The organism is Herbiconiux dendrobii (assembly GCF_052048175.1).
Lineage (GTDB): Bacteria > Actinomycetota > Actinomycetes > Actinomycetales > Microbacteriaceae > Herbiconiux.
Genome location: NZ_JBLZQV010000003.1, coordinates 163,236 through 189,930 on the forward strand (window position 1 = coordinate 163,236; position 26,695 = coordinate 189,930).

Here is a 26,695-nt window from a genome sequence, read left to right on the forward strand (position 1 = left end):
ACAACTTGTGGCAAGTCGGCCGCCGAGCGGCGACTTGGCAGAAGTCGCCGCTTTCCGCGGCCACTTGCCACAACTTGTGGCAAGTCGGCCGCCGAGCGGCGACTTGGCAGAAGTCGCCGCTTTCCGCGGCCACTTGCCACAACTTGTGGCAAGTCGGCCGCCGAGCGGCGACTTGGCAGAAGTCGCCGCTTTCCGCGGCCACTTGCCACAACTTGTGGCAAGTGGCGGTGGGATGACGCGCAGTGGAGAGAGCCGGATGCCCGGACTAGTGGGCTACTGCGATGAGGCCGAGCTCGGCCTCCGAGGCCAGGTTCGGGTGCTTCGGGACGACTCGGACGGTGTAGCCGAACGAGCCCGCGCGGGAGAGTGCGACCGTTCCCGAGTACACGAGTTCGGAAGGCACCTCCACCGGCTCTTCCTCCACCGCACCGGCAGGCGCGTCCGTCGGATCGGCCCCGCCCGTCTCCGCGCCGGCCGCCGCCGCGCCCGCGCGTGCGTGCGGCGTGCTCAGCTCGGCCACCGCCGGGTCGCTGAGGTCGTCGCCGTGCACCGCGTGGCCGTAGACGACCTCCACCGCCACATCGTGCGGCGACAGCCCGCCCAGCTGGATGTGCGCGCGCACGTGCAGCTCGTCGCCCACCTGAGGCGTGTCGTCGAGCCCGCCCGACTCGACGTGCAGCACGGCCACCCCGGGCCATGCCGCACGCACGCGATCCTTCCACTGCGACAGGGAACGCGCCGCCGAATGGTCGTCCACCGTCATGGCCCGCTCCGCGGTCGCCGCCGGGATGTACAGCCGCTGCACGTACTCCCGCACCATCCGCTCGGCCGACAGCTCGGGCGAGAGCGTGGCGAGCGTGTGCCGGATCGACTGCATCCAGTGCTGCGGGATGCCGTCGGCGTCGCGGTCGTAGAACCGCGGCGCGACCTGGTTCTCCATCAGGTCGTAGAGCGCCTCGGCCTCGAGCGCGTCGCGCTCGGCCGCATCCCCCGCCGAATCGGCGGTGGGGATGGCCCAGCCGTTCTCGCCGTCGTAGTACTCGTTCCACCAGCCGTCGAGGATCGACAGGTTCAGCCCGCCGTTCAGTGCCGCCTTCATGCCCGAGGTGCCGCAGGCCTCCAGCGGCCGCAGCGGGTTGTTCAGCCACACGTCGGTGCCCGGGTACAGCAGCTGCGCCATCCCGATGTCGTAGTTCGGCAGGAACACGATCCGCTGGCGGACGGACGGGTCGGAGGCGAACTGCACGAGCTTCTGGATCAGCCGCTTGCCCTCTTCGTCGGCCGGATGCGACTTGCCCGCGATCACCAGCTGGATGGGCTGCGACGGGTTCAGCAGGATCGACTTCAGCCGCGCCGGATCGTGCAGCATCAGCGTGAGGCGCTTGTACGTGGGCACCCGGCGCGCGAAGCCGATGGTGAGCACCTCGGGGTCGAGCAGGTTCTGGAACCAGGCCGGCGGGATGGAGTCGGGGTTCTGCTCCCGCCAGGCCTCGGTGACCCGGCGCCGGGCGTCGTGCACCAGCTGGCGGCGCATGTCGCCGCGCACCCGCCAGAGCTCCCCGTCGGAGACGGCATCCGAGGCCCAGTCGGCCGTCGTGGTGTCGCCCGTGCCGAGCTTGGTGCGGGCCAGCTCCTGCAGCAGCGGGTCGGTCCAGGTGGGCGCGTGCACGCCGTTGGTCACCGAGGTGATCGGCACGTCGGAGCGGTCGAAGCCGGGCCACAGCCCCGCGAACATCCCCCGGCTCACCTCGCCGTGCAGCACCGACACGCCGTTGGCGCGCTGGCCGAGCCGCAGCCCCATCACGGCCATGTTGAACACGTCGGGCGACCCGCCCTCGTAGTCCTCGGCTCCCAGGGCCAGCACCGAAGGCGCCTCCAGCCCGGGCAGCATGTCGGTGGAGAAGTACCTCTCGATCAGGGGCCGCTCGAAGCGGTCGATGCCCGCGGGCACCGGCGTGTGCGTGGTGAACACGGTGCCCGCGCGCACCACCTGCAGCGCCTCGTCGAACGAGAGTCCCTCGCCGATCAGCGTCGAGATGCGCTCGAGCCCCAGGAACCCGGCGTGCCCCTCGTTGGTGTGGTAGACCTCGGGCATCGGGGCATCCGTCAGCTCGCTGACCACCTCGAGCGCCCGCACCCCGCCGATGCCGAGCAGCAGCTCCTGCAGCAGGCGGTGCTCGCCGCCGCCGCCGTAGAGCCGGTCGGTGACCGAGCGCAGGTCATCGGAGTTGTCGGGGATGTCGGTGTCCAGCAGCAGCAGGCGCACCCGGCCCACCTGGGCCTGCCAGATGCGGGCGTAGAGGGCGCGGTCCTCGGGCAGCGCCAGCACGATCTGCGCGGGCGATCCGTCGGCCATCCGCAGCACCGACAGCGGCAGTCCGTCGGGGTCGAGCACCGGGTAGCTCTCCTCCTGCCAGCCGTCGCGCGAGATCGCCTGCGAGAAGTAGCCCGAGCGGTAGAACAGCCCGACTCCGATGATCGGCACGCCGAGATCCGAGGCCGCCTTCAGGTGATCACCGGCCAGGATGCCGAGGCCTCCCGAGTACTGCGGCAGGGCCGCCGCGATGCCGAACTCGGGCGAGAAGTAGCCGATCGAGCGCGGCCGGGCTCCCTCGAGCCCCTGGTACCAGCGGGGCTCGCGCAGGTAGGCGGCGAGATCGTCGCGCAGGCTGTCGGCCCAGGCCACGAACCCCGGATCGGCGGCGAGCTGCTCCAGCCGCTCGGGCCGCACCGCGCCCAGGAGCGCCACCGGATCCCCGTGCGTGGCGGCCCAGTCGTCGGGCGAGATGTGGGCGAAGATCTGCCTCGTCGGCTGGTGCCAGGCCCACCGCAGATTGGCGGCCAGCTCACCGAGCGCCGAGAGCGACTCCGGCAGCACGGAACGGACGGTGAACCTGCGAATCGCCTTCACGCGAGAGTCTCCTTCATGGGTAGGGCCCCGATCGACCCCGCCAGCCTAAGCCAGAGCCGTTACCAGGTCGTGAACACGTTGCGGGCACCGCGGTTCTCGGTAGGGTCTGAGTGTGGCAGCTACAGGCAAGCAACCCCCTCGTTCGACTCCTCGCTCGACCTCGCGGTCGAAGGCCAAAGCGAAGCCCGAGACCGCACCGGTTCCGGATGCGGCGCCCGCGGCCGCACCGGTGAGCGCCGCCGCGACCACGGCCCCCGCCGCTGTGCCGGAACCCGCAGGCGCCCAGGCGCCGTTCCAGCCGTCGATCGGCCGCATCCCCATCCTCGGCGTGTTCCCGCAGGTGGAGGGCGGCCGCTGGCCCGCCAAGGGCTACGTGGGCGAGGTCATCCCGTTCGGTGCCCTGGTGTTCCGCGAGGGGCACGACGCCGTGGGCGCGCACCTCGAGCTCGAGGCGCCCGACGGCACCGTGATCGAACGCCCGCTCACCCGCACCTACAGCTGGGACGACGAGTGGCGGGGCGTCGCCCAGGTCACCGCCGAGGGCGCCTGGCGTTTCCGTATCCGCGCCTACTCCGACGACTACGCCACCTGGGAGCACAACGCCGAGGTGAAGATCGCGGCCGGCATCGACGTCGACCTGATGCTCGCCCTCGGAGCCCGGCTCTTCACCCGCCTCGCCGGCGAGGAGCACCGGCCGGCCGAGGAACGGCAGTTGTTCGCCGAGGTCTCGGCCTCGCTGCAGTTGCCCGAGGGCCCGCTGCCCGAGCGCCTCGCCCCGGCCTACAGCACCGCGGTCCAGGATGCTCTGCGCCTCCGCCCCGCCGAGAGCCTGGTCACTCACTCCGACTGGCACGCCCTCCGGGTGGAGCGCACGCTCGCCGGCTCGGGTGCCTGGTACGAGTTCTTCCCCCGCTCGATCGGGGCCACGCAGGCCGACGACGGCAGCTGGACCAGCGGCACCTTCCGCACCGCCGCCTCGCGCCTGCCCGACGTGGCCGACATGGGCTTCGACGTGCTCTACCTGCCGCCGATCCACCCGATCGGCGAGGCCTTCCGCAAGGGCCGCAACAACACCCTCGACCCGCAGCCCGGCGACCCGGGCTCGCCCTGGGCGATCGGATCGGCCGCCGGCGGCCACGACGCCGTGCACCCCGACCTCGGCACCGAAGACGACTTCCGCTTCTTCGTCGAGGAGGCCGGCAAGGCAGGCCTGGAGATCGCCCTCGACTTCGCTCTGCAGGCCTCGCCCGACCACCCCTGGGTGAAAGAGCATCCGGAGTGGTTCACCACGCTGCCCGACGGCTCCATCGCCTACGCCGAGAACCCGCCGAAGAAGTACCAAGACATCTACCCGGTCAACTTCGACAACGACCCGGCCGGAATCCGCGCCGAGGCGCTGCGCATCCTCGAGCACTGGATCGCGCTCGGCGTGCACATCTTCCGGGTCGACAACCCGCACACCAAGCCGCTCGACTTCTGGGAGTGGATCATCCACGAGGTCAACGCCGCGCATCCGGAGGTGGTCTTCCTCGCGGAGGCGTTCACCCGCCCGGCGGCGATGCAGGGGCTCGCCAAGGTGGGCTTCCAGCAGTCGTACACCTACTTCACCTGGCGCAACACGCGCACCGAGATCGAGGAGTTCTTCACCGGTCTGGCGCAGGAGACGGATGCCTTCTTCCGCCCCAACCTGTTCGTGAACACGCCCGACATCCTCACCGAGTACCTGCAGTTCGGCGGGATGCCGGCCTACCGCATCCGCGCGGTGCTCGCGGCCACCGGTGCGCCCACCTGGGGCGTCTACTCGGGCTACGAGCTGATCGAGAACGTGGCCCGCCCGGGCGCCGAGGAGAACCTCGACAACGAGAAGTACGAGTACAAGCCGCGCGACTTCCTGGCCGCCGAGGCCGCGGGGCGCTCGATCGCCGGCGACATCACGCGCCTGAACGCCATCCGCCGGGCACATCCGGCCCTCGGCCAGCTGCGGAACCTGCGCTTCCACGGCAGCGACGACGACTCGATCGTGGTCTACTCCAAGCACCTGCCCGCCGAGTTCAGCCCCGACGGGATGGCCGATACGGTCCTCGTGGTGGTGAATGTCGACCCGCACTCCGTGCGCGAGACGACCGTGCGCCTCAACCTGCCCGAGCTCGGTCTGCCCGAGGGCAGCACCTTCGGTGTCACCGACCTGCTCTCCGGCAACGTGTGGGAGTGGGGCACCGACAACTACGTGCGACTGGATGCCTTCAGCCAGCCCGCGCACATCTTCCACGTCACCCGCGACATGCCCGTGACGTCCGCACCCGACACCCAGGAAGGCGGCGCCTCCTGATGCCTCTCCCCGACGGCGCGACCGCGCTCACCCTCCCCGAGATCCCCGAAGACGTGCTGAACCGCATCTCCACGGGCTCGTACTACAACCCCCACGAGGTGCTCGGGCAGCACCTCGTGAACGCGGAGGGCATCTCCGACCCGATCACGGTCATCCGCACCCTCCGCCCGCTGGCCGAGGAGGTCAGTGCGGTTCTCTCCAACGGCGCTCGCGCCCAGCTCACCCACCTCTGGGGCGGCATCTGGCAGGGTTTCACCCTCACCGGCCTGAACGACTACGAGATCGAGGCGCGCTACGACGACGGCAGCGTCTGGACCGCGGATGACCCGTACCGCTACTCCCCCACGCTCGGCGAGCTCGACCTGCACCTGATCGGCGAGGGCCGGCACGAACGCCTCTGGGACGTTCTGGGCTCGCGCGTGGAGCAGAAGTGGGGCGTCGACTCGGCCACCGAGGGCACCGCCTTCGCCGTCTGGGCGCCGCACGCCCAGGCCGCGCGGGTGATCGGCGACTTCAACGGCTGGGACGGCACCCGTCACTCCATGCGCAGCCTCGGCAGCACGGGCGTGTGGGAGCTGTTCATCCCCGACCTGACCGCCGGCAGCACGTACAAGTTCGAGTTGCTCACCCAGGACGGCCACTGGGTCTCACGGGCCGACCCCATGGCGCGCGCCACCGAGGTGCCGCCGCTCACCGCCTCGAAGATCAACACGACCTCGTACGAGTGGGAGGACGGCGAGTGGATGACCGCTCGCGCGGCCACGAACCCGCACATCAACCCGATGAGCGTGTACGAGATGCACGTCGGCTCGTGGAAGCTGGGGCTCGACTACCGCTCGCTCGCCGACGAGTTGATCCCCTACCTGCAGCACCTGGGCTTCACGCACGTGGAGTTCATGCCGCTCGCGGAGCATCCGTTCGGCGGCTCGTGGGGCTACCAGGTCACCGGCTACTACGCCCCGAGCTCGCGCTTCGGCGACCCCGACGACCTGCGCTACCTGATCGACCGCCTGCACCAGGCCGGCATCGGCGTGCTGGTCGACTGGGTGCCCGGGCACTTCCCGAAAGACGAGTGGGCGCTCGCCCGCTTCGACGGGCAGGCGCTCTACGAGCACTCCGACCCGCGCCGTGGCGAACAGCCCGACTGGGGCACGCTCGTCTTCGACTTCGGCAACAGCCAGGTGCGCAACTTCCTGGTGGCCAACGCGCTGTACTGGTTCGACGAGTTCCACATCGACGGCCTGCGGGTCGACGCCGTAGCCTCCATGCTCTACCTCGACTACTCCCGCAAGGAGGGCGAGTGGCTGCCCAACCAGTACGGCGGGCGCGAGAACCTCGAGGCCATCAGCATGCTGCAGGAGGTCAACGCCACGGCGTACCGCAAGTACCCCGGCATCGTGATGATCGCCGAGGAGTCGACCTCCTGGCCCGGCGTCACGCACGCCACCAGCCGCGGCGGACTCGGGTTCGGCATGAAGTGGAACATGGGGTGGATGCACGACACCCTCGCCTACATCGAGCAAGACCCGATGTACCGCCAGTACCACCACGGCGAGATCACCTTCTCGTTCCTCTACGCCTTCAGCGAGAACTTCATGCTGCCGATCTCGCACGACGAGGTCGTGCACGGCAAAGGCTCGCTGCTCAGCAAGATGCCCGGAGACCACTGGCAGAAGCTCGCCAACCTGCGCTCGTACCTCGGCTTCATGTGGGCCCACCCGGGCAAGCAGCTGCTGTTCATGGGGCAGGAGTTCGGGCAGCCGTCCGAATGGAGCGAGGAGCGCGGGCTCGACTGGTGGATCCTCGACCAGCCGGTGCACCAGCAGCTGCTCGGCCTCGTCAGTCACCTCAACCGGGTCTACAAGGAGAACCCCGCGCTGTGGGCGCTCGACAACGAGCCCTCGGGGTTCGAGTGGATCGACGGTGGCTCGTCGTCGCAGAATCTGGTGTCGTTCCTGCGCTGGGACGCCGACGGCAACCCGATCGCCATCCTGATGAACTTCTCGGGGCAGCCGGTGGGGCCGTACCGCGTGGGGCTGCCGTTCGGCGGGCGCTGGGACGAGCTCGTGAACACGGATGCTGCGGAGTACGGGGGGTCGGGCGTGGGGAACTACGGGTCGGTCGAGGCGGAGTACGTTCCTTGGTCGGGGCGTCCTGCGTCGGTGGAACTGACTCTCCCGCCCCTGGCAGCCCTGTATCTCAAGCCGCGCAAGGGGTGAGGTTCGGGCCCTCGGCTTAGAGGACGCGAAGGGGGCCGGATATTCACTCCCCGCCTAGGGGTTGAGCGGAGCTCAAAGGCGGCGGGGAGCGAATATCCGGCCCCCTTCGCTACGCTCGGGGACGCTTCGCGTCAGTACAAGAGACCTGCGAGGCGGCGGCGGGCTGCTGCAACGCGCGGGTCTTCGGTGCCTACTACCTCGAAGTACTCGAGGAGGCGGGTTCGGATGGTGTCTTTGGAGGGCTGGTCCTGCTTGGGGAAGAGGTCTAAGAGGCGGCCGAAAGCGTCTTCGATGTGACCGCCGGAGAGGTCTAGATCGGCTACGAGGAGTTGGGCGTTCAGGTCGTCGGGGGCGGATGCTGCGGCGGCGCGGATCTCGTCGAGGGACTTGCCGTTGAGGCGGTCGAGCAGCTTCACCTGGGCGAGGCCGGCCACCGCGAGCGCGTCTCGGGGGTTCTGGGCGATGGCCGTCTGGTATTCGGCGATGGCGGTGGCGTAGTCGCCGTTCGCGATGGCGTCGTAGGCCTCGGCGTGGTGCGGCGGGAGGGGCTCTTCGACGGGCTCGGGGGCCGGGGCGTTCGGGTCGAGGCCGGGGACGGTGACCGTGCCGGTGACGCCGTTCTGGGCGGCGAGCTGCAGCACCTGCTCGAGCACGGCACGCACCTCTTCTTCGGGGTAGCCGCCCTGGAAGAGGGAGACGGGGCGACCGCCGACCAGGGCCGCGACCGTGGGGACGGACTGGGCCTGGAAGGCCTGGGCCAGCTGGGGATTGGCCTGGGCGTCGATGCCGACGAGCACGAGGCGGCCGGCGTACTCGGTGACGACCTTCTCGAGCACTGCGGTCAGTTCGACACTGGCCTCGGCCCAGTCGGCCTTGAGGTCGACGATCACGGGGACCGTGTTCGAGAGCTCGATGAACTGGGTGAAGGTGGCGTCGTCGCCCTGCAGCACGAGCGAGGGCAGGCTTCCCGCGGAGGCACCGGGCGCGCCCGCTCCCGCACCGGTTCCGGGCACGCCGGGTGCAGCAGCACCCGCGGGGGCGTTCGCGCGGTTCACCAGCGACGACAGGTCGACGGCTCCGCGCAGGTTTCCGGCGGCGGAGGGCGGGGGCATGCTCACGGCAACTCCTTGGCTTGGATGAGTCCCTGGGTGAACCCGAGCAGCTGGGCCTTGGCGGTGTCACCCGACGGCGGGATGAAGAAGAGCAACTGGTAGTCGTAGACGGCCTCGGCGCCCTTGGCGGTCTCGGTCACGCCGGAGAGGGCCTTGACGGCGCCCTCGGGGCTGACGGTGGCACCGGACTCGACCGGCTTCACCGTCTCGGACTCGCGCAGGTCGACGGCGACGAGCGCACCCGATCCGCTGGTCGCGAGGGCGATGTTCTGGCCCGTGCCCGCCACCTGGGCGAAGTCGATCGTGGCCGTGCTCGGCAGGGCCGCCTTCTTGGCGTTCTTGTAGTCCACGCCCACCTGCGTGCGCAGGGTGTCGCCGGTGGGGTCGACGAGGTCGATGTACTGGCTCGAGTCGCCCACCGAGAGGATGTCGGCGTAGGCCGTCTTCAGCTGGTCGGGCGTCATCTTCAGCAGCTTGGTGTCGGGCGCCAGCACCGACGTGCCCACGCTCGCCGCGGCCACCGGAGGCAGGGTGGTGTCGGGCTCCAGCGTGATCTCGTAGTAGACCTTGTAGTTCGAGCGGGGCGTCTCCTGCACCAGCATCAGCGCGACGGGCGGCACCGTGGTGTCCTCGCCCTGCACGACGGTGAAGACCGACTTGGGCCAGGTGCTGCTCGCCTGCGGCAGCACCACCTTCAGCGGGCCGGCCGGGATGGCCTGCGGGGCCGGGTACTCGGGGTACCCCGCGCGGATGGCGTAGGTCGCGCTGCGCAGCTCGAGGGCCGGGCCCGAGAAGCGGGCGCCGAGCGCATCGGCGTTGGAGGCGGCATCCGCCTCGGCCGTGGTGGTGGAGATGGTCGAGATGATCGCCTCGAGCTGCGCCTCGGTGACCGCGGGCGTGGGGGTGTCGTCGTCGATCGCCTCGGTGGGCTCGGTGTCGGCTCCCGGTGTGGCGTCGGGATCGGGCGTGGCCACCGCGTCACCGGATGCGGCGTCGGTCGCGACGGCGCCGTCGGTGGCCACCGGCTCGGCCGCCTGGGGCCAGTAGTCGGCGGAGCAGCCGCCGAGGGCCAGCACCGAGACGAGGGCGACCGGGATGGCGATCCGGGGGGCGATCGAGCGGCGGCCGCGGCGCACGCCCGACTCGATGGAGTTAGTGCGCGACGGCGAGAAGCGCTTGCCCTTGGGCAGCGCCGGGGGCTTGCGCCGCGGCCTCTGCGAGCGCCGCAGGTGCAGCAGGCCGAGCACCAGCAGCACCAGGCCGGCCAGCAGGAACACCACACCGGCGGTCAGCAGCGGACCCACCCACGGGGTCGCGTTCGGGATCGGCCAGGAGACGCTGATGTTCGCCGGGGCGGGCGCCGTTCCGTCGGAGGCGATGATCACGGAGTACCCGGCGGGCAGGTTCACGGTGCGGTACATGGCCTCTTCGGCGCTGAACTGCTCGAGCCAGAGGTCGCTGCCCGAGGGGTTCGCCGATCCGCTGGCCACGTTCTCGGCACCGTCGGGGTCTGCCGCGACGTCGGTGGCGGTGAGGTCGCCGCTGTTCTCGTCGTAACCGATCGCGGTGTAGGCCGAGCCGGCGAGCCAGGCCTCCACGTCGGAGGTACGGCCGTAGGCGGCGAAGACGGTGTCGCTGCCGGAGAGCACGAGGGTCTGCTTTCCGGTGTGCGTGCGCAGCGTCTCGGAGTCGATCATCGCGTAGGGAGCATCGCTCTGCAGCTTCACCGTGGCCGCCACCGTGGACGGCGGGAGGAACACGGTTCGCTGCGCGATGCCGGCGCCGATCAGCGCGGTCGCGATGATGAAGGCGAAGATGGCGAAGATAAAGCGCACGAAGACTCCTGACAGGGACATTAAAAGATAGCCGATGCAGAAGGCCTACCCCCACAGCGTACGTTCAGGCGGCATTCACCAGGCCCGGGAATCGCCGTGGTCCGGTGCCCGATCGTGCTCTTCTGCGCCCCCTAGGATTGGACGACGCCCACCCCACCGGCGCAGTCGAGGGAGCCAGCCGTGAAGATCCAGAACGCGTTCACCCTCGGCATCGTCGCCACGCTCGGCGTCGGTGTCGGCCTTCTGATCCTTGGCGCCGTGGTGTCCCTGGCCACGATCCTCACCTACATCGGTGTCGCGATCTTCATCGCGCTCGGCCTGGATCCGATCATCTCCTGGCTCGAGCGCAAGCGCTGGCCGCGGTGGCTGGCCATCCTCACCGTGCTCGTGGCGGTTCTGGGCGTCTTCACAGGCCTGGTGTTCGCGGTTGTGCCGATCATCGTCGAGCAGATCTCCCAGCTGATCGACCTGGTGCCCCGGATCGCCAACCAGGTACTCGACCAGAAATGGCGCGATTCGGTCACCGAGGGCCTCGGCGGCTTCATCGACGTGAACGAGGTCTACAAGGCGGTGGTGGACTACTTCGCCGACGCCGGCAACGTCACCGCCCTGGCCGGCGGCGCGCTGCAGGTGGGCATCGGCATCGCGAGCGGCTTCTTCGGCGCCGTGATCGTGCTCATCCTCACGCTCTACTTCACCGCCTCGCTGAACGGCATGAAGCGCTCGGTGTACCGGCTGGTACCGGCCTCCAAGCGCGAGCGCTTCGCCGATCTGAGCGAGCAGGTCACCGGCGCGGTCGGCCGGTACGTCGTCGGCCAGATCAGCCTCGCGCTCTGCAACGGCATCCTGAGCTTCATCTTCCTGTCCATCATCCAGGCGCCGTTCTCGGCCGTGCTGGCGTTCCTGGCGGGCGTGCTCTCGCTGATCCCGCTCGTGGGAACCATCTCGGGGTCGACCATCATCGTGCTGGTCTGTCTCATCCCGGGCCTCGGATCGCCTCTGACGGCGCTGATCGCCGCGATCTACTACATCATCTACATGCAGGTGGAGGCCTACCTGCTGAGCCCCAAGATCATGAACCGGGCCGTCTCGGTGCCGGGGTCGATCGTCGTGATCGCGGCCCTGGCCGGTGGCACGCTGCTCGGAGTGCTGGGCGCGCTCGTGGCCATTCCGATCGCCGCGTCGATCCTGCTCATCATCAAGCAGGTCGTCATCCCGATCCAGAATGAACGCTAGATCGTGTAGGTCTCGGGCAGCGGATAGGCGGCGGCATTGACGCGCGCCACGATCTCGTTCAGCACGCGCCGCACCTGCTGCTCCCCCACCCAGAGGTGCTTGCCGCCCTCCACCGCCACCAGCTCCATGCTCGGCACCGACGCGAAGCGCTCGCGGGCCTCGTCGGGCCGCAGGTAGTCGTCGAGTTCGGGCACGATCGCCACGAGCTGCCTGCCGTTGCCCTCCCAGGCGGCCACCTCCTCGGCGCTCGCCCGGTGCAGCGGCGGCGAGAGCAGGATGGCGCCGTCGATGGGGTAGTGCGCCCCGTAGCGCAGCGTCAGCTCGGTGCCGAACGACCAGCCGACGAGCCACGGATGCGGCAGCCCGCGCTCGGCGACGAACCGCATCGCGGCCTCCACGTCGAAGCGCTCCGACTCTCCCCCGTCGAACGCGCCCTCGCTGGTGCCACGGGGCGAGCTGACGCCGCGCAGGTTGAAGCGCAGCACGGCCAGATCGGCGAGGGCGGGCAGGCGGGCGGCGGCCTTGCGCAGCACGTGCGAGTCCATGAAGCCGCCGTGGGTGGGCAGCGGATGCAGCGTCACCAGGGTGGCCACCGGAGCGCCGCTCAGCGGCAGCGCGAGCTCGCCGACGAGCGTGAGGCCGTCGCGGGTGTGCAGCTCGATCTCCTCGCGCCGGGCGGGCAGCTCGGTGCCGGCGCGGATCTCGATCGGTTCGGCGGCGTTCGACTCGGCGGCGTTCGACTCGGCGGCGTGCGACTCGTCAGGCATCCTCAGGCTCCGATCTTCCAGCAGTGGGTGTGCCAGTGGCGACGGGCGGCGAGGTCGCTGGCGTCGCCCATCACGCCGTCGGCGCGCCACGTCACCAGGTGCGCGACGCCCGGTGCCACCGTCTTGCCGCATCCGGGGCAGACGTAGTCCTTCGTGGCCGAGGCCGCGGAGACGGGCTGCACGTTCCACACCCCGTCGCGCCGCACCTCGGTGCGCCGCCAACCGGCCATCATCCGTTCCAGGCCCGACTCCTCCTCGTCGCCTCCGCCCGCGCGGCGGCGGGGTCGGTTGCTGCGGGGCATGGCATCAATCCTACGAGGCGCGCGCGAGGCGCGGCCGGCGCGGTGGCACCGGATGCCGCGCTCAGTGCGACTCGGAGCCCTCGTTCTGCTGCAGCCGCGACTCCTCCTGGTCGAGCATCACCTGCGCGCGCACCAGGATGCGCGAGGCGTAGACGCCGCGTCCACGGGCGTCCAGCAGCGCCACCCGCTCGGCTTTCAGCACCTCCAGCCGCAGGATGCGGTACTGCCGGTGCGGCGCGACCCCTTCGGCCTCGGCCGAGTGCGCCCGCTCCCAGGCCGACTCGCTGCGGAGATCCGCATCGCTGCGCACCCGGTCGACGACGCTGTCATCGACCACGTCCCCGCTCGGCAGGCTCAGCGCGGGCGCCTCCAGCACCTGCAGCCCCGCCGAGCGCAGCTCGTCCACCAGCTGCGCGAACTCGGCGTGGTCGGCCGCCTCGTCCACGCCCCGCAGCCTGGTGAGGCGGATGATCCACGGCAGGGTGCCGCCCTGCGCGATCAGCGTCACGATCGACACGGTGAAGGCGATCAGGATGAGCTGGCTGCGGTACGGGGTCGACTCCGGCAGCGACTGGGCGGCCGCCACCGTGACCACCCCGCGCATCCCGGCCCAGGTGAGCACCAACCCGCCGCGCCAGCCGGTGGCCTCCCGGGCCTCGGTGCCGTCGGGATCGCGCCGGTGCGCGCGCACCCGCTGCGCGGCCAGCAGCGGCCCCACGAAGAGGAAGCGGATGACGAAGAGCACCGCGGCGGCGAGCAGGCCGAGCAGCACGGCGCCGATCGCGTCGAGGTCGGCGGTGCCCCGGTCGTTCTGTTGCACCGCGTCGACCACGATGTCCTTGATCTCGAGCCCCATCAGCAGGAACACGCCGTTCTCGAGCAGGAACTGGATCGTACGCCAGTTCAGCCGCTCGCTGATGCGCGTCGAGGCCGAGAAGTACCGGGCTCCCTGATGCCCCGTGTAGAGGCCGGCCACCACCACCGCGAGCACCCCGGAGGCGCCGATCGCCTCGGCGGGGATGTAGGCGATGAAGGGGATGACGAACGACACCGCCGTGGTGAGCACCGAGTCGGTGAGCCTGGAGCGAAAGAACACGGTCACGATGCCGACCACGAGCCCCACGGCCACCGCCACGACCGAGGAATAGCCGAAGTCGAGGGCCACCCCGCCGAAACCGCCCATCGCGACCGCGCCGGCCGAGGCCGCGATGGCCGTGCGCAGCAGCACCAGGGCGGAGGCGTCGTTGACCAGGCTCTCGCCCTCCAGCACCGCCACGAGCCTCGGGGGGAGCCCCAGCCGCTTGCCGATCGAGGTGGCGGCCACGGCATCCGTCGGGCTGATCACGGCCCCGAGCGCGATGGCGGCGGCCAGGTTCAGATCGGGCAGGATCATGTACAGCAGGAACCCGGTGACCAGGGCGCTGACGATCACCAGCAGCACCGAGAGCACCGCGATCGAGCCGACGTTGCGGCGGAAGTCGACCAGCGGCAGGTTGATCGCCGAGGAGTAGAGCAGTGGCGGCAGCACGCCGGCCAGGATGACCTCCGAGGGCACGTGGATCGGCGGCACGCCGGGGATCAGCGAGATGCCGATGCCGATCACCACGAGCAGGATGGGCGTCGCCAGGCGCAGCTTCGGGGCGAGGGCCGAGACGCCGACCAGGATGATCAGGCACACCACGCCCACGAGCTCGGGTTTCATGCGCTCAGCCTAGTGAGCCGGTGCCCCGCACCTGAATGCCGCGCGGGTCAGCGGATCGAGACCACCACGGCGGTGACGTCGTCGTCGACGAGGTGCTCCGAGACCCGCACCGACAGTCGGTCGAGGAAGGCGCCCGCCGCCGGCGCGTCGCGCAACTCGGCGGCCAGCATCCGCAGGCTGTCGAGCGTGGAGTCGTAGGCCTCGAGCACGCCGTCGGAGACCGAGACGAGCACGTCGCCCGGCGCCACCCGGAGGGCGCCCGGCTCCCACTCGAGATCGTCGGGGCGGAGCCCGAGCGGCAGGTTGTGCGACGACAGGCGCGTCGTGGTGCCGTCGGCCGCGATGTGCAGGGTGAGGCCGTGGCCGGCGTCGACGTACCCGACCGCGCCCGAGCCGGTGTCGATCACGGCGTGGAACAGCGTGGCGAAGGTGTCCTCGAGCGCGTTCGCGGCGGTCAGTTCCGCCTCGGTGCGCCGCACGGCGTCCAGCGGCCCGTCGCCGGGCACGCGGTGCAGCGCCCCTACGATCCGTTCGGCCAGGGCGCCCTGGCGCTCCCCCTTGCCCATCACATCCGTCAGCGTCACGATCACCCGCTCGCCGGCCTGCTGCCAGGCGCTGCGGTCCCCGCTCACGACTCCGAACGGGATGGCGAGCGAGGCGATGCTCACCTCGTCGGCGTCGACGAGGTCGCGCACCGGACCCGCTTTGGGCGCCTCCTCGTGCGGCGATCCGGCCGAAGCCTCGTCCGGGTCGTGGCTCCGCACGTCGTCGGCGCGGATCTCGGCCTCGGTCCACTCGCCCATCCGGGTCAGCAGAGCCCGTTCGGTGTCACTGAGCACCCGCGGCTCGCTGTCGAGCAGACACAGGGTCGCGACCGTGTCGCCCGTCACCGAACGGATCGGGAACCCGGCGTAGAAGCGGATGCCGTGCTCGGTCACGATCGCCCGGTGCGCGAACCGCTCATCGGCCAGCGCATCCTGCACCTCGAGGATGCCGGACTGCCGCACGGCCACCTGGCAGAACGAGTCGTCGGGCGGGGTGTGCCGGAACGTGCCGCCCTCGGGCTGCGACTTGGTGAAGATCGACGTGGAGTCGACCAGGTTCACGACGGCATGATCGACCTGGAAGACCTCGTGGGCGAGGCGCGTGATCCGGTCGTACCGCTCTTCGGGATCGGCGTTCATGGGCGTTCGGCGTGCATGGGCCGGCTCAATACCAGCCGCGGTTCTCCGACGAGGCCCAGGCCTCGCACGGCGTGCCGTACACACCCGCGATGTACTGCAGGCCCCAGTTGATCTGCACGTTGGGATCGGACTCCCAGCCCGGCCCCATCTTGCTGCCCGGGAGGGCCTGAGGGATGCCGTGGGCACCCGAGGAGGCGTTGTGCGCCTCGGGGTTCCAGCCCGACTCCCGGTTCCACAGCGCCAGCAGGTAGTAGTAGTTCTCGACGCCCCAGCCGTAGCCCATCACGGCCTGGTAGGCGATGTCTTGCAGGCTGCCGGCCTCCGGCGGTCCGGGCGTGGGCACGACGTTGGCCTCGCACCCGCCCGCCGCGGCCGCGGCACCGCCGGTCGACACCGGCGTGGTGACGGCCACCGGCTCGGGAGCGGGCGGGGGCGGCGGGGGTGCTTCCGTGACGGTGTAGCCGTCGCGGCTCACCGAGACACGCGCTCCCGCGGCGACCTCGAGCGACTGGGCGTCACCGGCGCTCGCGGTGATCTCGGGCGCGAAGTCCTCCGAGGCGTTGGCGCCGACCGAATGCGGGTCGACCGCGAAGAGCATCACGAAGGCGGCGGCGACGCCGAACGCCATCACCTGCAGACCCGTGCGCACGACGGGATGGGTGGTTCGGTTGACGGACATCGCTCTCAATACCAGTGGTTCGCGTCGGAATGCGCAAGGGCCGAGATCGGATCGCCGTAGCGGCCGGCGATGTAGCCGAAGCCCCACTCGATCTGCGTGGCCGGGTTGGTCTGCCAGTCGGCGCCCGCCGAAGCCATCTTCGATCCGGGCAGCGCCTGCGGGATGCCGTAGGCGCAGCTCGAGCTGTTCAGGGCGTTCACCCGCCAGCCCGACTCACGGCTCCAGAGGGCGATCAGGGCGTCGAACTGCGCGCCGGTCCAGCCGCGCTCGGCGGCCAGCGTCTGGGCGATGGCCTGGGCACCGCTCGGGTCGGCCGTCGCGAGGTCGGGGTTGGGGCATCCGTCGTCGTCGGAGGAGGAGGACGACCCGGACGTGCCCGTCGTGGGCACCGCGGCCTCGACGATGATCGGCTTGGGCGCCTCGGTCACCGAGTACGCGTCGCGGAACACCGAGGCCGCGACCGAGCCGCTCACGTCGAGCTTCTGGCTCGACACGGTGCTCTGGGCGAAGTCTCCGTCGAACGACGCCGAGGCGGGCGCCGCGTTGAGGTTCGGGGCCACGGCGGTCACGAACAGACAGGCCGACACGGCCGCGAGTCCGACGATCTGAAGAGCGACCCGACTCGGGTTGCCGGTTCGCCGAGCGGCGCCACGAGCCGCCGGAACGGACTGCGGGCGCACGACGGTCTGGGAGTGCTTTGCCACGATTCGTCCGATTTTAGCCCATGGATGCGGGTTCTTCCGAGGTCGGAGCGGATTCCAAGGCCGCCAGCAGTCGCCGGCGCTCCGCCTGCTGCGCCGGATCGGGCACCGGAAGCGAGGCCAGCAACCGCTTCGTGTACGCGTCCTTCGGGTGGTCGAGCACCTCGGCACCCGTGCCCTCCTCGACGAGTTCGCCGTGGTACAGCACCGCGATCCGGTCGGCCAGCACGTCGATCACGGCGAGGTCGTGGCTGATGAACAGGGCCGCGAAACCCAGCTCGAGCTGCAGCTCGGCGAACAGGTCGAGCACCTTGGCCTGCACCGAGACGTCGAGGGCCGAAGTGGGCTCGTCGGCGATCAGCAGCTTCGGCTCGAGGGCGAGGCCGCGCGCCAGACTCGCGCGCTGGCGCTGCCCGCCGCTCAGCTCGTGCGGGAAGCGGTCGCCGTAGCTCTTGGGCAGTTGCACCGCCTCCAGCAGCTCGTCGACCCGCTTGCGGGCCGCTGCCGGGTTGGCGGCCCGGCCGTGGATGATCAGGGGCTCGGCCACCGCGTCGGCGATCGTGAGCAGCGGATTGAAGCTGGCCGCCGGATCCTGGAACACGAAGCCGATGTCGGCCCGCAGGGGCTTGAAGCGCCGCTCGGAGAAGCCGAGCATTTCGAAGTCGAGCACCTTCAGCGAGCCGCCCGAGATGCGGGTGAGGCCGCCGATGGCCCGGCCGATCGTGGTCTTGCCCGATCCGCTCTCCCCCACCAGCCCCAGCACCTCGCCGGCGCCGATGCGGAACGACACGTCGTTCACGGCCCGGAAGGCTTTGCGGCCGAATCGGCCCGGGTACTCGATCATCAGGTGCGAGGCCTCGACCACGGTCTGCTCGTTCGTACCGGCCGCCGTGTGCTCGTCGGTGCGCAGCGCCCGCTGCCGGGCCCGCTCCTCGGTGCGCAACCGGCCCTGGCCGATCCGCGGCACGGCCGCAAGCAGCCGCTTGGTGTAGTCGGCCTGGGGATTGGCGAAGAGTGTCGCCGCATCCGCCTCTTCCACCACCTTGCCCTGGTACATCACCACGACCCGGTCGGCGAGATCGGCCACCACGCCCATGTTGTGCGTGATCAGCACGATCGCCGTGCCGAACTCGTCGCGCAGCCGGCGCAGCAGCTCGAGGATCTCGGCCTGCACGGTCACGTCCAGCGCCGTGGTGGGCTCGTCGGCGACGATCAGGCCGGGGTTCAGCACCAGCGCCGCCGCGATCACGACGCGCTGCTTCTGACCGCCCGAGAACTGGTGCGGGTAGTGGTCGACGCGGGTCTCCGGATCGGGGATGCCGACCTTGCGCAGGATCTCGATCGCCTCCCGCTTCGCCTCGGCCTTGGACAGCCGCTGCCCGCTGTGCGCACGCAATCCCTCGGCGATCTGCCAGCCGACGGTGAACACCGGGTTGAGCGCCGTCGAGGGCTCCTGGAACACCATCGACACGTCGGAGCCGCGCACCGCGCGCAGCTGACCGGGGCTCAGGGTCACCACGTCGTTCGTGGCCGTGCCGGCCCGGTTCGAGAGCACGACGGCGCCGCTCGTGGTGGCGGTCTCGGGCAGCAGCCCCAGGATCGACTTGGCGGTGACGGATTTGCCGCTGCCGCTCTCACCCACGATGGCGAGAACTTCGCCGCGGTTCACCGTGAGGCTCACCCCGTCGACGGCGCGCACGGCACCGGCATCCGTGGCGAACGAGATGGCGAGGTCGTCGATGGTGACGACGGGGCGGGTGGTGCTCATGCGTTCTCCTCGCGGATCTCGACGTCGGAGGGCAGGGAGGAATCGACCGAGGAGGCCGAGGGGGCACCGGCGACCGCTTTCACGCGCTTGCGCCCGCGCAGTCGCGGGTCGGCCAGGTCGTTCATGCTCTCGCCCACCAGGGTGATGCCGAGCACGGCCAGCACGATCGCGAGGCCCGGGTACAGGGCCGTCCACCAGATGCCGCTGGTCACGTCCGACAGCGCCTTGTTGAGGTCGTAGCCCCACTCGGCGGCGGCCGTCGGTTCGATGCCGAAACCGAGGAAACCGAGCCCGGCGAGGGTCAGCAACGCCTCGGAGGCGTTCAGCGTGAAGATGATCGGCAGCGTGCGGGTGGCGTTGCGCAGAACGTGCCGGAACATGATGCGCGGCGTCGAGGCGCCGAGCATCTTCGCCGACTCCACGAAGGGCTCGGCCTTGATGCGGATGGTCTCGGCCCGGATGACCCGGTAGTACTGCGGGATGAACACCACCGTGATCGACAGCGCCGCCGCGAAGATGCCGCCCCAGAGGCTCGACTGGCCGCCGCTGATCACGATCGACAGCACGATGGCCAGGAGCAGCGAAGGGAAGGCGTAGATGGCGTCGCCGATGACCACGAGCACGCGGTCGAGCCAGCCGCCGAGGTAGCCCGAGACCACGCCGAGCAGGATGCCGGCGATGATCGAGAAGACCACGGCGATCACGATCACCAGGATGGCGGTCTGCGCACCCCAGATCACGCGCGAGAACACGTCGTAACCGCCGACGGTCGTTCCCATGATGTGGGCGGCGCTCGGCGGCTGCTGCGCGCCGAACGGGCCGGAGGCATCCCGCAGCTGCGCGAAGCCGTACGGGGCGATCAGCGGGGCGAACGCGGCCACCAGCACGAAGATCGCGGTGAGGATGAGGCCGGTGATGAGCATCCCGCGCTGCAGGCCCACGCTCTGGCGCAGCTGCTTCAGCACGGGGAGCCTGCTCGCGAGGGAGGGCTTGCGGGGCGGTGCGGCCTCCGCGGGAGCGGTGGCGGTGGTCTCGGTGGTCATCTCAGTACCTCACCCGCGGGTCGATCAGCGCCGCGATCACGTCGACGATGAAGTTGGTCACGGCCACGATCACGGCCAGCAGCGCCACGATCCCCTGCACGGCCACGAAGTCGCGCGCCGCGAGGTAGGCCGCCAGCTGGAAGCCGAGGCCCTTCCACTCGAAGGTGGTCTCGGTGAGCACCGCACCGCCCAGCAGCAGGGCGATCTGCAGGCCGATCACCGTGATGATCGGGATGAGCGCCGGCCGATAGGCGTGCTTGCGCACCAGCCGGAACTCGCTCACCCCGCGCGAGCGGGCGGCATCCACGTAGTCGGTGCCCAGGGTACCGATCACGTTGGTGCGCACGAGCCGGAGGAAGACGCCGGCGGTGAGCAGCCCGAGGGTGATGCCGGGGAGCACGGCGTGGGCGAGCACGTCCCCGATCGCCGCCGGGGAACCGAGCTGGATGGCGTCGACGAGGTAGATGCCCGTCTTGTTCGGCAGGGTCTGCATCGAGAGTTCGGTGCGGGTGGTCGCGCGCCCGGCCACCGGCAGCCACTGCAGATAGACCGAGAAGACGAGCTTCATCAGCATGCCCGCGAAGAACACGGGGGTGGCGTACCAGAGGATGGCGAGGATGCGCAGCACGGCATCCGGCAGCTTGTCGCGGTGGGCGGCCGCGAGCATCCCGAGCGGGATACCCACGATGAAGGCGATGATGAGCGCGTAGAACGCGAGCTCGAGGGTGGCACCGCCGTAGGTGAGCAGCACCTCGGTCACGGGCCGGTTGTCGCTGATGGTGTTGCCGAAGTTGCCGGTGAACACCTGCCCCAGGTATTCGAAGTACTGCACCAGCACGGGCCGGTCGTAGCCGGCCTCGTGGATGCGCTCCTGCAGCTGGTCGGCCGTGAGCCGCCCGCCCTGCGCCGCGGTGATCGGATCGCCGATCGTGCGCATGAGCACGAACACCAGGGTGACCAGGATGAAGATGGTCGGGAAGATCAGCAGGAACCGCACCAGCAGGTAGCGGCCCAGCCCTCCCCCGGCGCTCTTGGGCTTGGGTGCGACGACCGACGGGGTGTCGGTCGGAAGCAGACTCGTTGTCATCGTTGCCAATCAGGTCGGGGTCGGAAGCCGCAGGAAAGGGCGACCGGTGATCCGGCCGCCCTTTCCGTGTGGTCGAGCTATCCCTTGGTCAGGGGTGCGTAGCGGAACTTGAACGAGGCGTCGAGGGTGACCCCGCCGACATCCGTTCCCGCCACGGCCACCTGGGCGCCCTGCAGGTAGGGAACCGTCGACAGGTCGGCGGCCTCCTTGGTCTGGATCTCCTCGATGATCGACTGGCGCTCGGCCGGGTCGGCCGTGGAGGCCTGCTGCAGGATGAGGTCGTTCACCTCGGGGTTGTCGTAGTGGTTGCCGAGGAAGTTCTCGGTGAGGAAGAACGGCGTCAGGTAGTTGTCGGCGTCGGAGTAGTCGGGGAACCAGCCCAGCTGGTAGGCCGGGTAGAGGTCGGCCGTGCGGTCCTTCGCGTACTGCACCCACTCGGTCGACTGCAGGTTCACCGTGAACAGGCCCGAGGTCTCGAGCTGGTCTTTGATCAGCGCGTACTCGTCGCCCGAGGAGGGGCCGTAGTGGTCGGGGCTGTACTGCAGGTTCAGCTCGACGGGGGTGGTGATGCCCGCCGCGGTGAGGGTCTGCGTGGCCTTGTCGACCGAGGGGCCGCCCGATCCGTCGCCGTAGGTGTCTTTCAGCACCTCGGTGGCGCCGGTGAGGCCGGCCGGAACGAAGGAGTACAGCGGGGTGTAGGTGCCCTTGTAGACCTGGTCGGCGATCTCGTCGCGGTCGATCAGGTCGGCGACGGCCTGGCGCACGGCCAGGGCCTTCGCCGGGTCGGCCTCGGCCGTGGTGGCGCCGAAGGGCTGCGTGTTGAAGTTGAACGTGATGTAGCGGATCTCGCCGCCGGGACCGTCGTAGACCTTCACCGCGTCGTTGCCCGAGAGGTCGTCGACGTCGGTGGCCGAGAGGCTGCGGAACGCCACGTCGATGTTGCCCTCCTGCACGTCGAGCTTGAGGTTGGACGAGTCGGCGTAGTACTTGGCGTTGATCGACGACTCGGCGGGCGGCAGAACGCCCTTGTAGCCGTCGAAGGGCTCGTAGGAGATCAGGTTGTTGAAGTCGTAGCTGGTGATCTTGTACTGGCCGGCGAAGGCCTCGCCCTTGACGATGTCTTCGTCGGAGGTGATCGAGTCGGCGGAGAAGACGTCTTCATCCACGATCGGGCCGGCGGGGCTGGAGAGGATCTGCGGGAACACCTGGTCGTCGGGGTTCTTGAGGTTGAACACCACCGTGAGGTCATCCGGCGCGTCGACGCTGTCGAGGTTGTAGAGCAGCGACGACGGCCCGTTGGGGTCGGCGATCGCGAGGTCGCGGTCGAAGCTGAACTTCACGTCGGAGGAGGTGAGCTCGTTGCCGTTGGCGAAGGTCAGACCCTCCTTGAGCTTCACGGTGTACTCGGTGGGGCCGGTGAACTCGGCGCTCTCGGCGATGTCGGGCTCGACATCGGGGCTGCCGTAGGGGGTGTTCATCAGGAACGGGAAGACCTGGTTCATCACGGCGAACGAGCCGTTGTCGTACGAGCCGGCCGGGTCGAGAGTGGTGACCTTGTCGGTGGTGCCGACGATCAGCGCGTCGCCCGAGGTGGAACCGCCGCCGTCACCGGCGCAGCCGCTGAGAACGAGGGCGAATGCGGCCGTACCGGCCGCGATCACCAGAGTGCGCCGGATGAATGGGGTTGGGGATGTCATATCCGCAGAAACCTCTTCCTGTGTGTGAGCGTGCCGGGCGCGACGATGCGCGGACGACTCGCGTGTGCTGTGAAGACATAGTTAACACACAGAACGACGTGCCCCAAGCGGGGTACAGGTCGAAATGAGGGATCTTTACGTGATCGAAATGTTCACGCAGGATTCTGCGGCACCACGCACGAAATCAGCGCACTGAGAGCATCACGTCGACGACCGCGTCGAGCACCGCGTCGACCTGGGTCTCGCTGTAGCCACCGCGACGCGAGCGGAACACCGCGGTGCGCACGTCCGACACCGAGACCGCCGCGCCCGCGCGGAAGTACTCCACCAGCTGGTCGGCGAAGGCGTCGACGTCTTTCTGGTGGTAGCCCATCCGCAGGAAGCCGGCGCCGGTGAACTTCTCCCGATCGGGCCGCTCCAGGCGGGCCAAGATCTCCCCGGCGCGCTGACGCGTCTGCTCGTACCAGGCCGCGTCGCCCACCGCCTGGTAGGCGCGGTCGCGCTCCCGGAGTGCGAAAGCATCCTCGAGCCGTTCCAGGGCCGCGTCGACCGCCGGAGGGTAGTAGCCGCCCTTCTCCATCGAGAAGGCCGTGGTGCGCACCACCTCGGCGGTCAGCACCTCGCCCGCCGCAGCGGCGTCGCGCTCGTCGTAGGCCTGGCGGGCCTTCATCAAGAAGTCGTCGACCTCGGCCACGTCGTAGCCGAGGCTCGAGTTTCGGGTGCGGGGGAACGGTACGGTCACGGCTCTATTGTGCCAGTAGGCGCCGGATCAGCCTGCGAAGACCACCCAGAGCACGTAGGCGGCGGCCGCCGAGGGCAGGATCGAGTCCAGCCGATCGAGGAATCCGCCGTGCCCCGGAAGCCACGAACTCATGTCCTTGATGCCGATGTCGCGCTTCAGCAGCGACTCGCACAGATCGCCGACGGTGGCGGTGAAGGTGATCACGGCACCGAAGATCAACCCGAACCACCAGGGCTGGCCGAGCATGAACACCGCCAGCAGCACGCCGCCGATCAGGGCGGCCACCGCGGCTCCCGCGAAGCCCTCCCAGGTCTTCTTGGGGCTGATGGTGGGGGCCATCGGATGCTTGCCGAAGTTGAGCCCCGTGGCATACGCCCCGACATCCACCAGCACCACGGTGACGATGAAAGCCAGCACCCACCACTGGCCGCCCTCCTGGGCCGCCAGCAGCACGGCGATGCTGCCGAGGAACGACACGTAGACCTGCACGAAGGTGCCCGCCGCCAAGTCCCGCAGCACGCCGACGCCGTTCGGCCGTGGCGGAAGGAAGGCCACCTCCGCCAGGCGCCAGAGGGCCACCAGCAGCATGCCGGCCAGGGCGACGAGCCACTGACCGGTGGCTCCCCAGTAGTAAGCGGCCGGCACCATGGCGACGCCCGCGGCCACGGTCGGGATGCGCGGCACGTGGATGTTCGCGTGCCGGAGCGCGTTCGCCAGCTCAAGCGTGCCGAAGGCCACCAGGATGACGGCGACCACCATGAACACCTGCTTCAGCAGCACCAGGCTCAGCACCATGACGCCGGCGAGCACGACGCCGATCAGGATCGCGGACACGAGGTTGCGGCCCGAGCGGGCCGTGATCTTCTCGTTGGCCTCGTCGAACTGCTCTTTGCGCGCCCGCACCTGCGCCTGGATGTCGGCGCGCGACAACGAGCGCGGCCGCCGGGTAGGGGGCGTCCGGCTGGGACCCGGTTCGTGGCTCATTCTCGGCCGATCGAGGTCAGACCTCGAGGAGTTCGGCTTCCTTGCGCTTCAGGGCGTCGTCGACGGCGTCGACGGACTTCTTGGTGATGACCTCGAGCTCCTTCTCGCCGCGCGCCACCTCGTCGTCGCCGACCTCGCTCTTCAGCGCGTCGAGGTCGTCCTTGGCCTTGCGGCGGATGTTGCGGATCGACACCTTGCCGTCTTCGGCCTTGGTGCGCACGATCTTCACGTACTCCTTGCGGCGCTCCTCGGTGAGGTCGGGCAGGGTGACGCGGATGATCGTGCCGTCGTTGTTCGGCTGGGCGCCGAGGTTCGGCACGTCGCGGATGGCCTGCTCGATGTCGCGCAGCGCGCTCTTGTCGTAGGGCGTCACGAGGAGGGTGCGCGCCTCCTGGTTCTGCAGCGAGGCGAGCTGCTCCAGCGGCGTCGGGGTGCCGTAGTAGGAGACCAGGATCTTCTGGAACATCGCCGGGTTCGCACGCCCGGTGCGCACGCTCGAGAAGTCGTCCTTGGTGACCTCGACGGCCTTGTTCATTCGGTCGGTGGCATCCGCCAGTACATCCGCGATCACAGGGATCTCCTTCGGTGGTTCGTGCTCTTCAGTGTAGTCAGTGGGGCTCGGGCGAGCCCGCCGCCGCTCGGCGGAACTCAGTGGGACGTGGCCACGAGGGTGCCGATCCGCTCGCCGCGGATGGCCTTCGCCACGTTGCCGGCCGGCTCCATGCCGAACACGTGCATCGGCATGCCGTTGTCCATGCAGAGGCTGAAGGCGGTCGAGTCGACCACCTTCAGGCCCTGCACCAGGGCGTCGTTGTAGGTGAGGGTGTCGAGCTTCACGGCATCCGGATCGAGCCGCGGATCGGCCGAGTACACGCCGTCGACGCCGTTCTTGGCCACCAGCACCTCGTCGGCGTGGATCTCCAGCGCGCGCTGGGCGGAGACCGTGTCGGTGGAGAAGTAGGGCAGGCCCGCACCGGCGCCGAAGATGACGACGCGGCCCTTCTCGAGGTGCCGGATGGCGCGGCGCGGGATGTACGGCTCGGCCACCTGGGTCATCGAGATGGCGCTCTGCACGCGGGTCTCGGCGCCGGCCTGCTCGAGGAAGTCCTGCAGGGCGAGGGCGTTCATGACGGTGCCGAGCATCCCCATGTAGTCGGCACGCCCGCGGTCCATGCCGCGCAGCGACAGCTCGGCGCCGCGGAAGAAGTTGCCGCCGCCGACGACGATCGCGACCTCGACCTCGCGGGCCGCTTCGGCGATCTCGCGGGCCAGGCCGCTCACCACGTCGGGGTTCACGCCGAGGGCGCCGCCACCGAACGCCTCACCGGACAGTTTCAGGAGTACTCTTCGCTTCTGTTCCGGCTCCGACATCCGTGATGCATCCTCTCGTCATGCCTGTGCCCAGGCTATCGGGTTCCGGCGCGCCTCACGGGCGCGCCCGGGCAGGGAAAAGGGCCCGGATCGATCGATCCGAGCCCCATCCGGTGCTCTGGTCCACTACGGGATCTGCTACGCGCCGACCTTGAAGCGGGCGAAGCCGGTGACCTGGATGCCGGCGTCGGCCAGCACCTTCGACACGGAGAGCTTGTTGTCCTTCGCGTAGTCCTGCTCGAGCAGGGCGACCTGCTTGAAGAAGGCGGTGACGCGACCCTCGACGATCTTGGGCAGAGCCGCTTCGGGCTTGCCCTCGTTCTTCGAGATCTCGGTCACGATCGCGCGCTCCTTCTCGACGGCCTCGGCGGGCACGTCTTCGCGAGCGAGGTACTGCGGGTCGGCGAACGAGATGTGCTGCGCGATGCTGCGAGCGGTCTCGGCGTCGGATCCGGTGTACGCCACGACCACGCCGACCTGCGGGGGCAGGTCTTTGGAGGTCTTGTGCAGGTAGATCTCGAAGGCGTCGCCGGTGAGACGCGAGATGCGGCGCAGCTCGATCTTCTCACCGAGGATGGCGGCCTCGTCGTTGATCACGTCGGCGACGGTCTTGCCGTCGGCGGGGGCAGCGAGGGCCTCCTCGACGGTCGACGCGCCGGCGGCGAACGCGGCCTCGAGCACCTTGTCGGCGAGGGCGATGAACTTCTCGCCCTTCGCGACGAAGTCGGTCTCGCAGGCGAGCTCGATCAGCGTCGCAGCGCCGTCGCCTTCCTTCGCGGCGACGAGGCCCTCGCTCGTGGAGCGGTCGGCACGCTTCGCGTTGCCCTTCGCACCCTTGAGACGCAGGATCTCGACGGCCTTCTCCATGTCGCCGTCGGCCTCGACCAGGGCGTTCTTGGTGTCGACCATGCCGGTTCCGAGCTGCTCGCGCAGCGCCTTGACATCAGCCAGGCTGATTGTTGCCATGTTGTTCAAACTCCTTGAATTCGTCGCGTGCGCTCCCGTTACGAGAGCGCACGCTACATC

Annotated in this window: 21 protein-coding genes; 3 read left to right on the plus strand and 18 right to left on the minus strand. The window is 69.6% G+C overall.

Annotated features, from left to right (window positions below; genetic code table 11):
- Nucleotides 1-265: 265 nt before the first annotated feature.
- Nucleotides 266-2,911 carry an alpha-glucan family phosphorylase gene (glgP, locus tag ACN4JJ_RS09715; RefSeq protein ID WP_440709710.1) on the minus strand — a complete coding sequence of 882 codons (2,646 nt, stop codon included), beginning with the start codon at nt 2,909-2,911 and terminating at the stop codon, nt 266-268.
- 112 nt (nt 2,912-3,023) lie between these two features.
- Here glgP and ACN4JJ_RS09720 point away from each other — a divergent pair, with 112 nt between their 5' ends.
- Together ACN4JJ_RS09720 and glgB are read left to right on the plus strand one after the other, a co-directional pair.
- Nucleotides 3,024-5,240: an alpha-1,4-glucan--maltose-1-phosphate maltosyltransferase gene (locus ACN4JJ_RS09720; protein WP_440709711.1), complete on the plus strand. Its 2,217-nt coding sequence runs from the start codon at nt 3,024-3,026 to the stop codon at nt 5,238-5,240.
- Nucleotides 5,237-7,459, plus strand: a complete 2,223-nt coding sequence (glgB, locus tag ACN4JJ_RS09725; protein ID WP_440710289.1) for a 1,4-alpha-glucan branching protein GlgB — start codon at nt 5,237-5,239, stop codon at nt 7,457-7,459. Before ACN4JJ_RS09720 ends, glgB begins: the two co-directional genes overlap by 4 nt.
- A 131-nt stretch (nt 7,460-7,590) precedes the next feature.
- Here glgB and ACN4JJ_RS09730 read toward each other — a convergent pair whose 3' ends face one another.
- On the minus strand, nt 7,591-8,571 hold the full coding sequence (locus ACN4JJ_RS09730; protein WP_440710290.1) for a co-chaperone YbbN: 981 nt from the start codon (nt 8,569-8,571) through the stop codon (nt 7,591-7,593).
- Nucleotides 8,572-8,573: 2 nt separating this feature from the next.
- Nucleotides 8,574-10,406 carry a DUF8094 domain-containing protein gene (locus tag ACN4JJ_RS09735; protein ID WP_440709712.1) on the minus strand — a complete coding sequence of 611 codons (1,833 nt, stop codon included), beginning with the start codon at nt 10,404-10,406 and terminating at the stop codon, nt 8,574-8,576.
- 180 nt (nt 10,407-10,586) lie between these two features.
- Between ACN4JJ_RS09735 and ACN4JJ_RS09740 the strand changes: the two genes are divergently transcribed.
- Nucleotides 10,587-11,642, plus strand: coding sequence for an AI-2E family transporter (locus ACN4JJ_RS09740; RefSeq protein WP_440709713.1), 1,056 nt, complete (start codon nt 10,587-10,589; stop codon nt 11,640-11,642).
- Here ACN4JJ_RS09740 and ACN4JJ_RS09745 read toward each other — a convergent pair.
- The 15 genes from ACN4JJ_RS09745 to tsf all read right to left on the minus strand — a co-directional run bounded on the left by ACN4JJ_RS09745 (nt 11,639) and on the right by tsf (nt 26,635).
- Nucleotides 11,639-12,409: an alpha/beta hydrolase gene (locus ACN4JJ_RS09745; protein ID WP_440709714.1), complete on the minus strand. Its 771-nt coding sequence runs from the start codon at nt 12,407-12,409 to the stop codon at nt 11,639-11,641. The two genes, ACN4JJ_RS09740 and ACN4JJ_RS09745, sit on opposite strands and share 4 nt — an antisense overlap.
- Before the next feature lie 2 nt (nt 12,410-12,411).
- Nucleotides 12,412-12,711, minus strand: coding sequence for an Rv1322 family protein (locus ACN4JJ_RS09750; RefSeq protein WP_440709715.1), 300 nt, complete (start codon nt 12,709-12,711; stop codon nt 12,412-12,414).
- Between the two features lie 61 nt (nt 12,712-12,772).
- A complete protein-coding gene (locus ACN4JJ_RS09755; protein WP_440709716.1) occupies nt 12,773-14,413 on the minus strand; it encodes a cation:proton antiporter in 1,641 nt (546 codons plus the stop codon).
- Nucleotides 14,414-14,460: 47 nt separating this feature from the next.
- On the minus strand, nt 14,461-15,597 hold the full coding sequence (locus tag ACN4JJ_RS09760; RefSeq protein WP_440709717.1) for a SpoIIE family protein phosphatase: 1,137 nt from the start codon (nt 15,595-15,597) through the stop codon (nt 14,461-14,463).
- A 25-nt stretch (nt 15,598-15,622) separates the two neighbouring features.
- Nucleotides 15,623-16,276 carry an aggregation-promoting factor C-terminal-like domain-containing protein gene (locus ACN4JJ_RS09765; protein WP_440709718.1) on the minus strand — a complete coding sequence of 218 codons (654 nt, stop codon included), beginning with the start codon at nt 16,274-16,276 and terminating at the stop codon, nt 15,623-15,625.
- 5 nt (nt 16,277-16,281) lie between these two features.
- Complete coding sequence (locus ACN4JJ_RS09770; RefSeq protein ID WP_440709719.1) at nt 16,282-16,980, minus strand: aggregation-promoting factor C-terminal-like domain-containing protein; 699 nt, start codon at nt 16,978-16,980, stop codon at nt 16,282-16,284.
- A 13-nt stretch (nt 16,981-16,993) separates the two neighbouring features.
- On the minus strand, nt 16,994-18,745 hold the full coding sequence (locus tag ACN4JJ_RS09775) for a dipeptide ABC transporter ATP-binding protein (protein WP_440709720.1): 1,752 nt from the start codon (nt 18,743-18,745) through the stop codon (nt 16,994-16,996).
- Nucleotides 18,742-19,788: an ABC transporter permease gene (locus tag ACN4JJ_RS09780; RefSeq protein ID WP_440709721.1), complete on the minus strand. Its 1,047-nt coding sequence runs from the start codon at nt 19,786-19,788 to the stop codon at nt 18,742-18,744. The genes ACN4JJ_RS09775 and ACN4JJ_RS09780 overlap by 4 nt, the downstream gene beginning before the upstream one ends.
- Before the next feature lies 1 nt (nt 19,789).
- Complete coding sequence (locus tag ACN4JJ_RS09785) at nt 19,790-20,875, minus strand: ABC transporter permease (protein WP_440709722.1); 1,086 nt, start codon at nt 20,873-20,875, stop codon at nt 19,790-19,792.
- A 77-nt stretch (nt 20,876-20,952) separates the two neighbouring features.
- A complete protein-coding gene (locus tag ACN4JJ_RS09790) occupies nt 20,953-22,572 on the minus strand; it encodes an ABC transporter substrate-binding protein (protein ID WP_440709723.1) in 1,620 nt (539 codons plus the stop codon).
- A 184-nt stretch (nt 22,573-22,756) separates the two neighbouring features.
- Nucleotides 22,757-23,314 carry a DivIVA domain-containing protein gene (locus ACN4JJ_RS09795; RefSeq protein WP_440709724.1) on the minus strand — a complete coding sequence of 186 codons (558 nt, stop codon included), beginning with the start codon at nt 23,312-23,314 and terminating at the stop codon, nt 22,757-22,759.
- A gap of 27 nt (nt 23,315-23,341) precedes the next feature.
- Entirely contained in the window at nt 23,342-24,244 is a 903-nt protein-coding gene (locus ACN4JJ_RS09800) for a phosphatidate cytidylyltransferase (RefSeq protein ID WP_440709725.1), read from the minus strand.
- A 70-nt stretch (nt 24,245-24,314) separates the two neighbouring features.
- Nucleotides 24,315-24,869 (minus strand): ribosome recycling factor, encoded by a 555-nt coding sequence (frr, locus tag ACN4JJ_RS09805; RefSeq protein WP_291048999.1) that lies wholly within the window; start codon nt 24,867-24,869, stop codon nt 24,315-24,317.
- Nucleotides 24,870-24,946: 77 nt separating this feature from the next.
- On the minus strand, nt 24,947-25,669 hold the full coding sequence (pyrH, locus tag ACN4JJ_RS09810) for a UMP kinase (RefSeq protein WP_440709726.1): 723 nt from the start codon (nt 25,667-25,669) through the stop codon (nt 24,947-24,949).
- Between the two features lie 138 nt (nt 25,670-25,807).
- Nucleotides 25,808-26,635, minus strand: a complete 828-nt coding sequence (tsf, locus tag ACN4JJ_RS09815) for a translation elongation factor Ts (protein ID WP_440709727.1) — start codon at nt 26,633-26,635, stop codon at nt 25,808-25,810.
- Between the last annotated feature and the right edge of the window lie 60 nt (nt 26,636-26,695).

Bases quoted from the DNA above. Each gene is read 5' to 3' on its own strand.
- ACN4JJ_RS09730 (WP_440710290.1), bottom strand. From the start codon at position 8,571: ATGCCCCCGCCCTCCGCCGCCGGAAACCTGCGCGGAGCCGTCGACCTG.
- ACN4JJ_RS09745 (WP_440709714.1), bottom strand. From the start codon at position 12,409: ATGCCTGACGAGTCGCACGCCGCCGAGTCGAACGCCGCCGAGTCGAAC.
- ACN4JJ_RS09750 (WP_440709715.1), bottom strand. From the start codon at position 12,711: ATGCCCCGCAGCAACCGACCCCGCCGCCGCGCGGGCGGAGGCGACGAG.
- ACN4JJ_RS09755 (WP_440709716.1), bottom strand. From the start codon at position 14,413: ATGAAACCCGAGCTCGTGGGCGTGGTGTGCCTGATCATCCTGGTCGGC.
- ACN4JJ_RS09760 (WP_440709717.1), bottom strand. From the start codon at position 15,597: ATGAACGCCGATCCCGAAGAGCGGTACGACCGGATCACGCGCCTCGCC.
- ACN4JJ_RS09765 (WP_440709718.1), bottom strand. From the start codon at position 16,276: ATGTCCGTCAACCGAACCACCCATCCCGTCGTGCGCACGGGTCTGCAG.
- ACN4JJ_RS09775 (WP_440709720.1), bottom strand. From the start codon at position 18,745: ATGAGCACCACCCGCCCCGTCGTCACCATCGACGACCTCGCCATCTCG.
- ACN4JJ_RS09780 (WP_440709721.1), bottom strand. From the start codon at position 19,788: ATGACCACCGAGACCACCGCCACCGCTCCCGCGGAGGCCGCACCGCCC.
- ACN4JJ_RS09785 (WP_440709722.1), bottom strand. From the start codon at position 20,875: ATGACAACGAGTCTGCTTCCGACCGACACCCCGTCGGTCGTCGCACCC.
- ACN4JJ_RS09790 (WP_440709723.1), bottom strand. From the start codon at position 22,572: ATGACATCCCCAACCCCATTCATCCGGCGCACTCTGGTGATCGCGGCC.
- pyrH (WP_440709726.1), bottom strand. From the start codon at position 25,669: ATGTCGGAGCCGGAACAGAAGCGAAGAGTACTCCTGAAACTGTCCGGT.
- tsf (WP_440709727.1), bottom strand. From the start codon at position 26,635: ATGGCAACAATCAGCCTGGCTGATGTCAAGGCGCTGCGCGAGCAGCTC.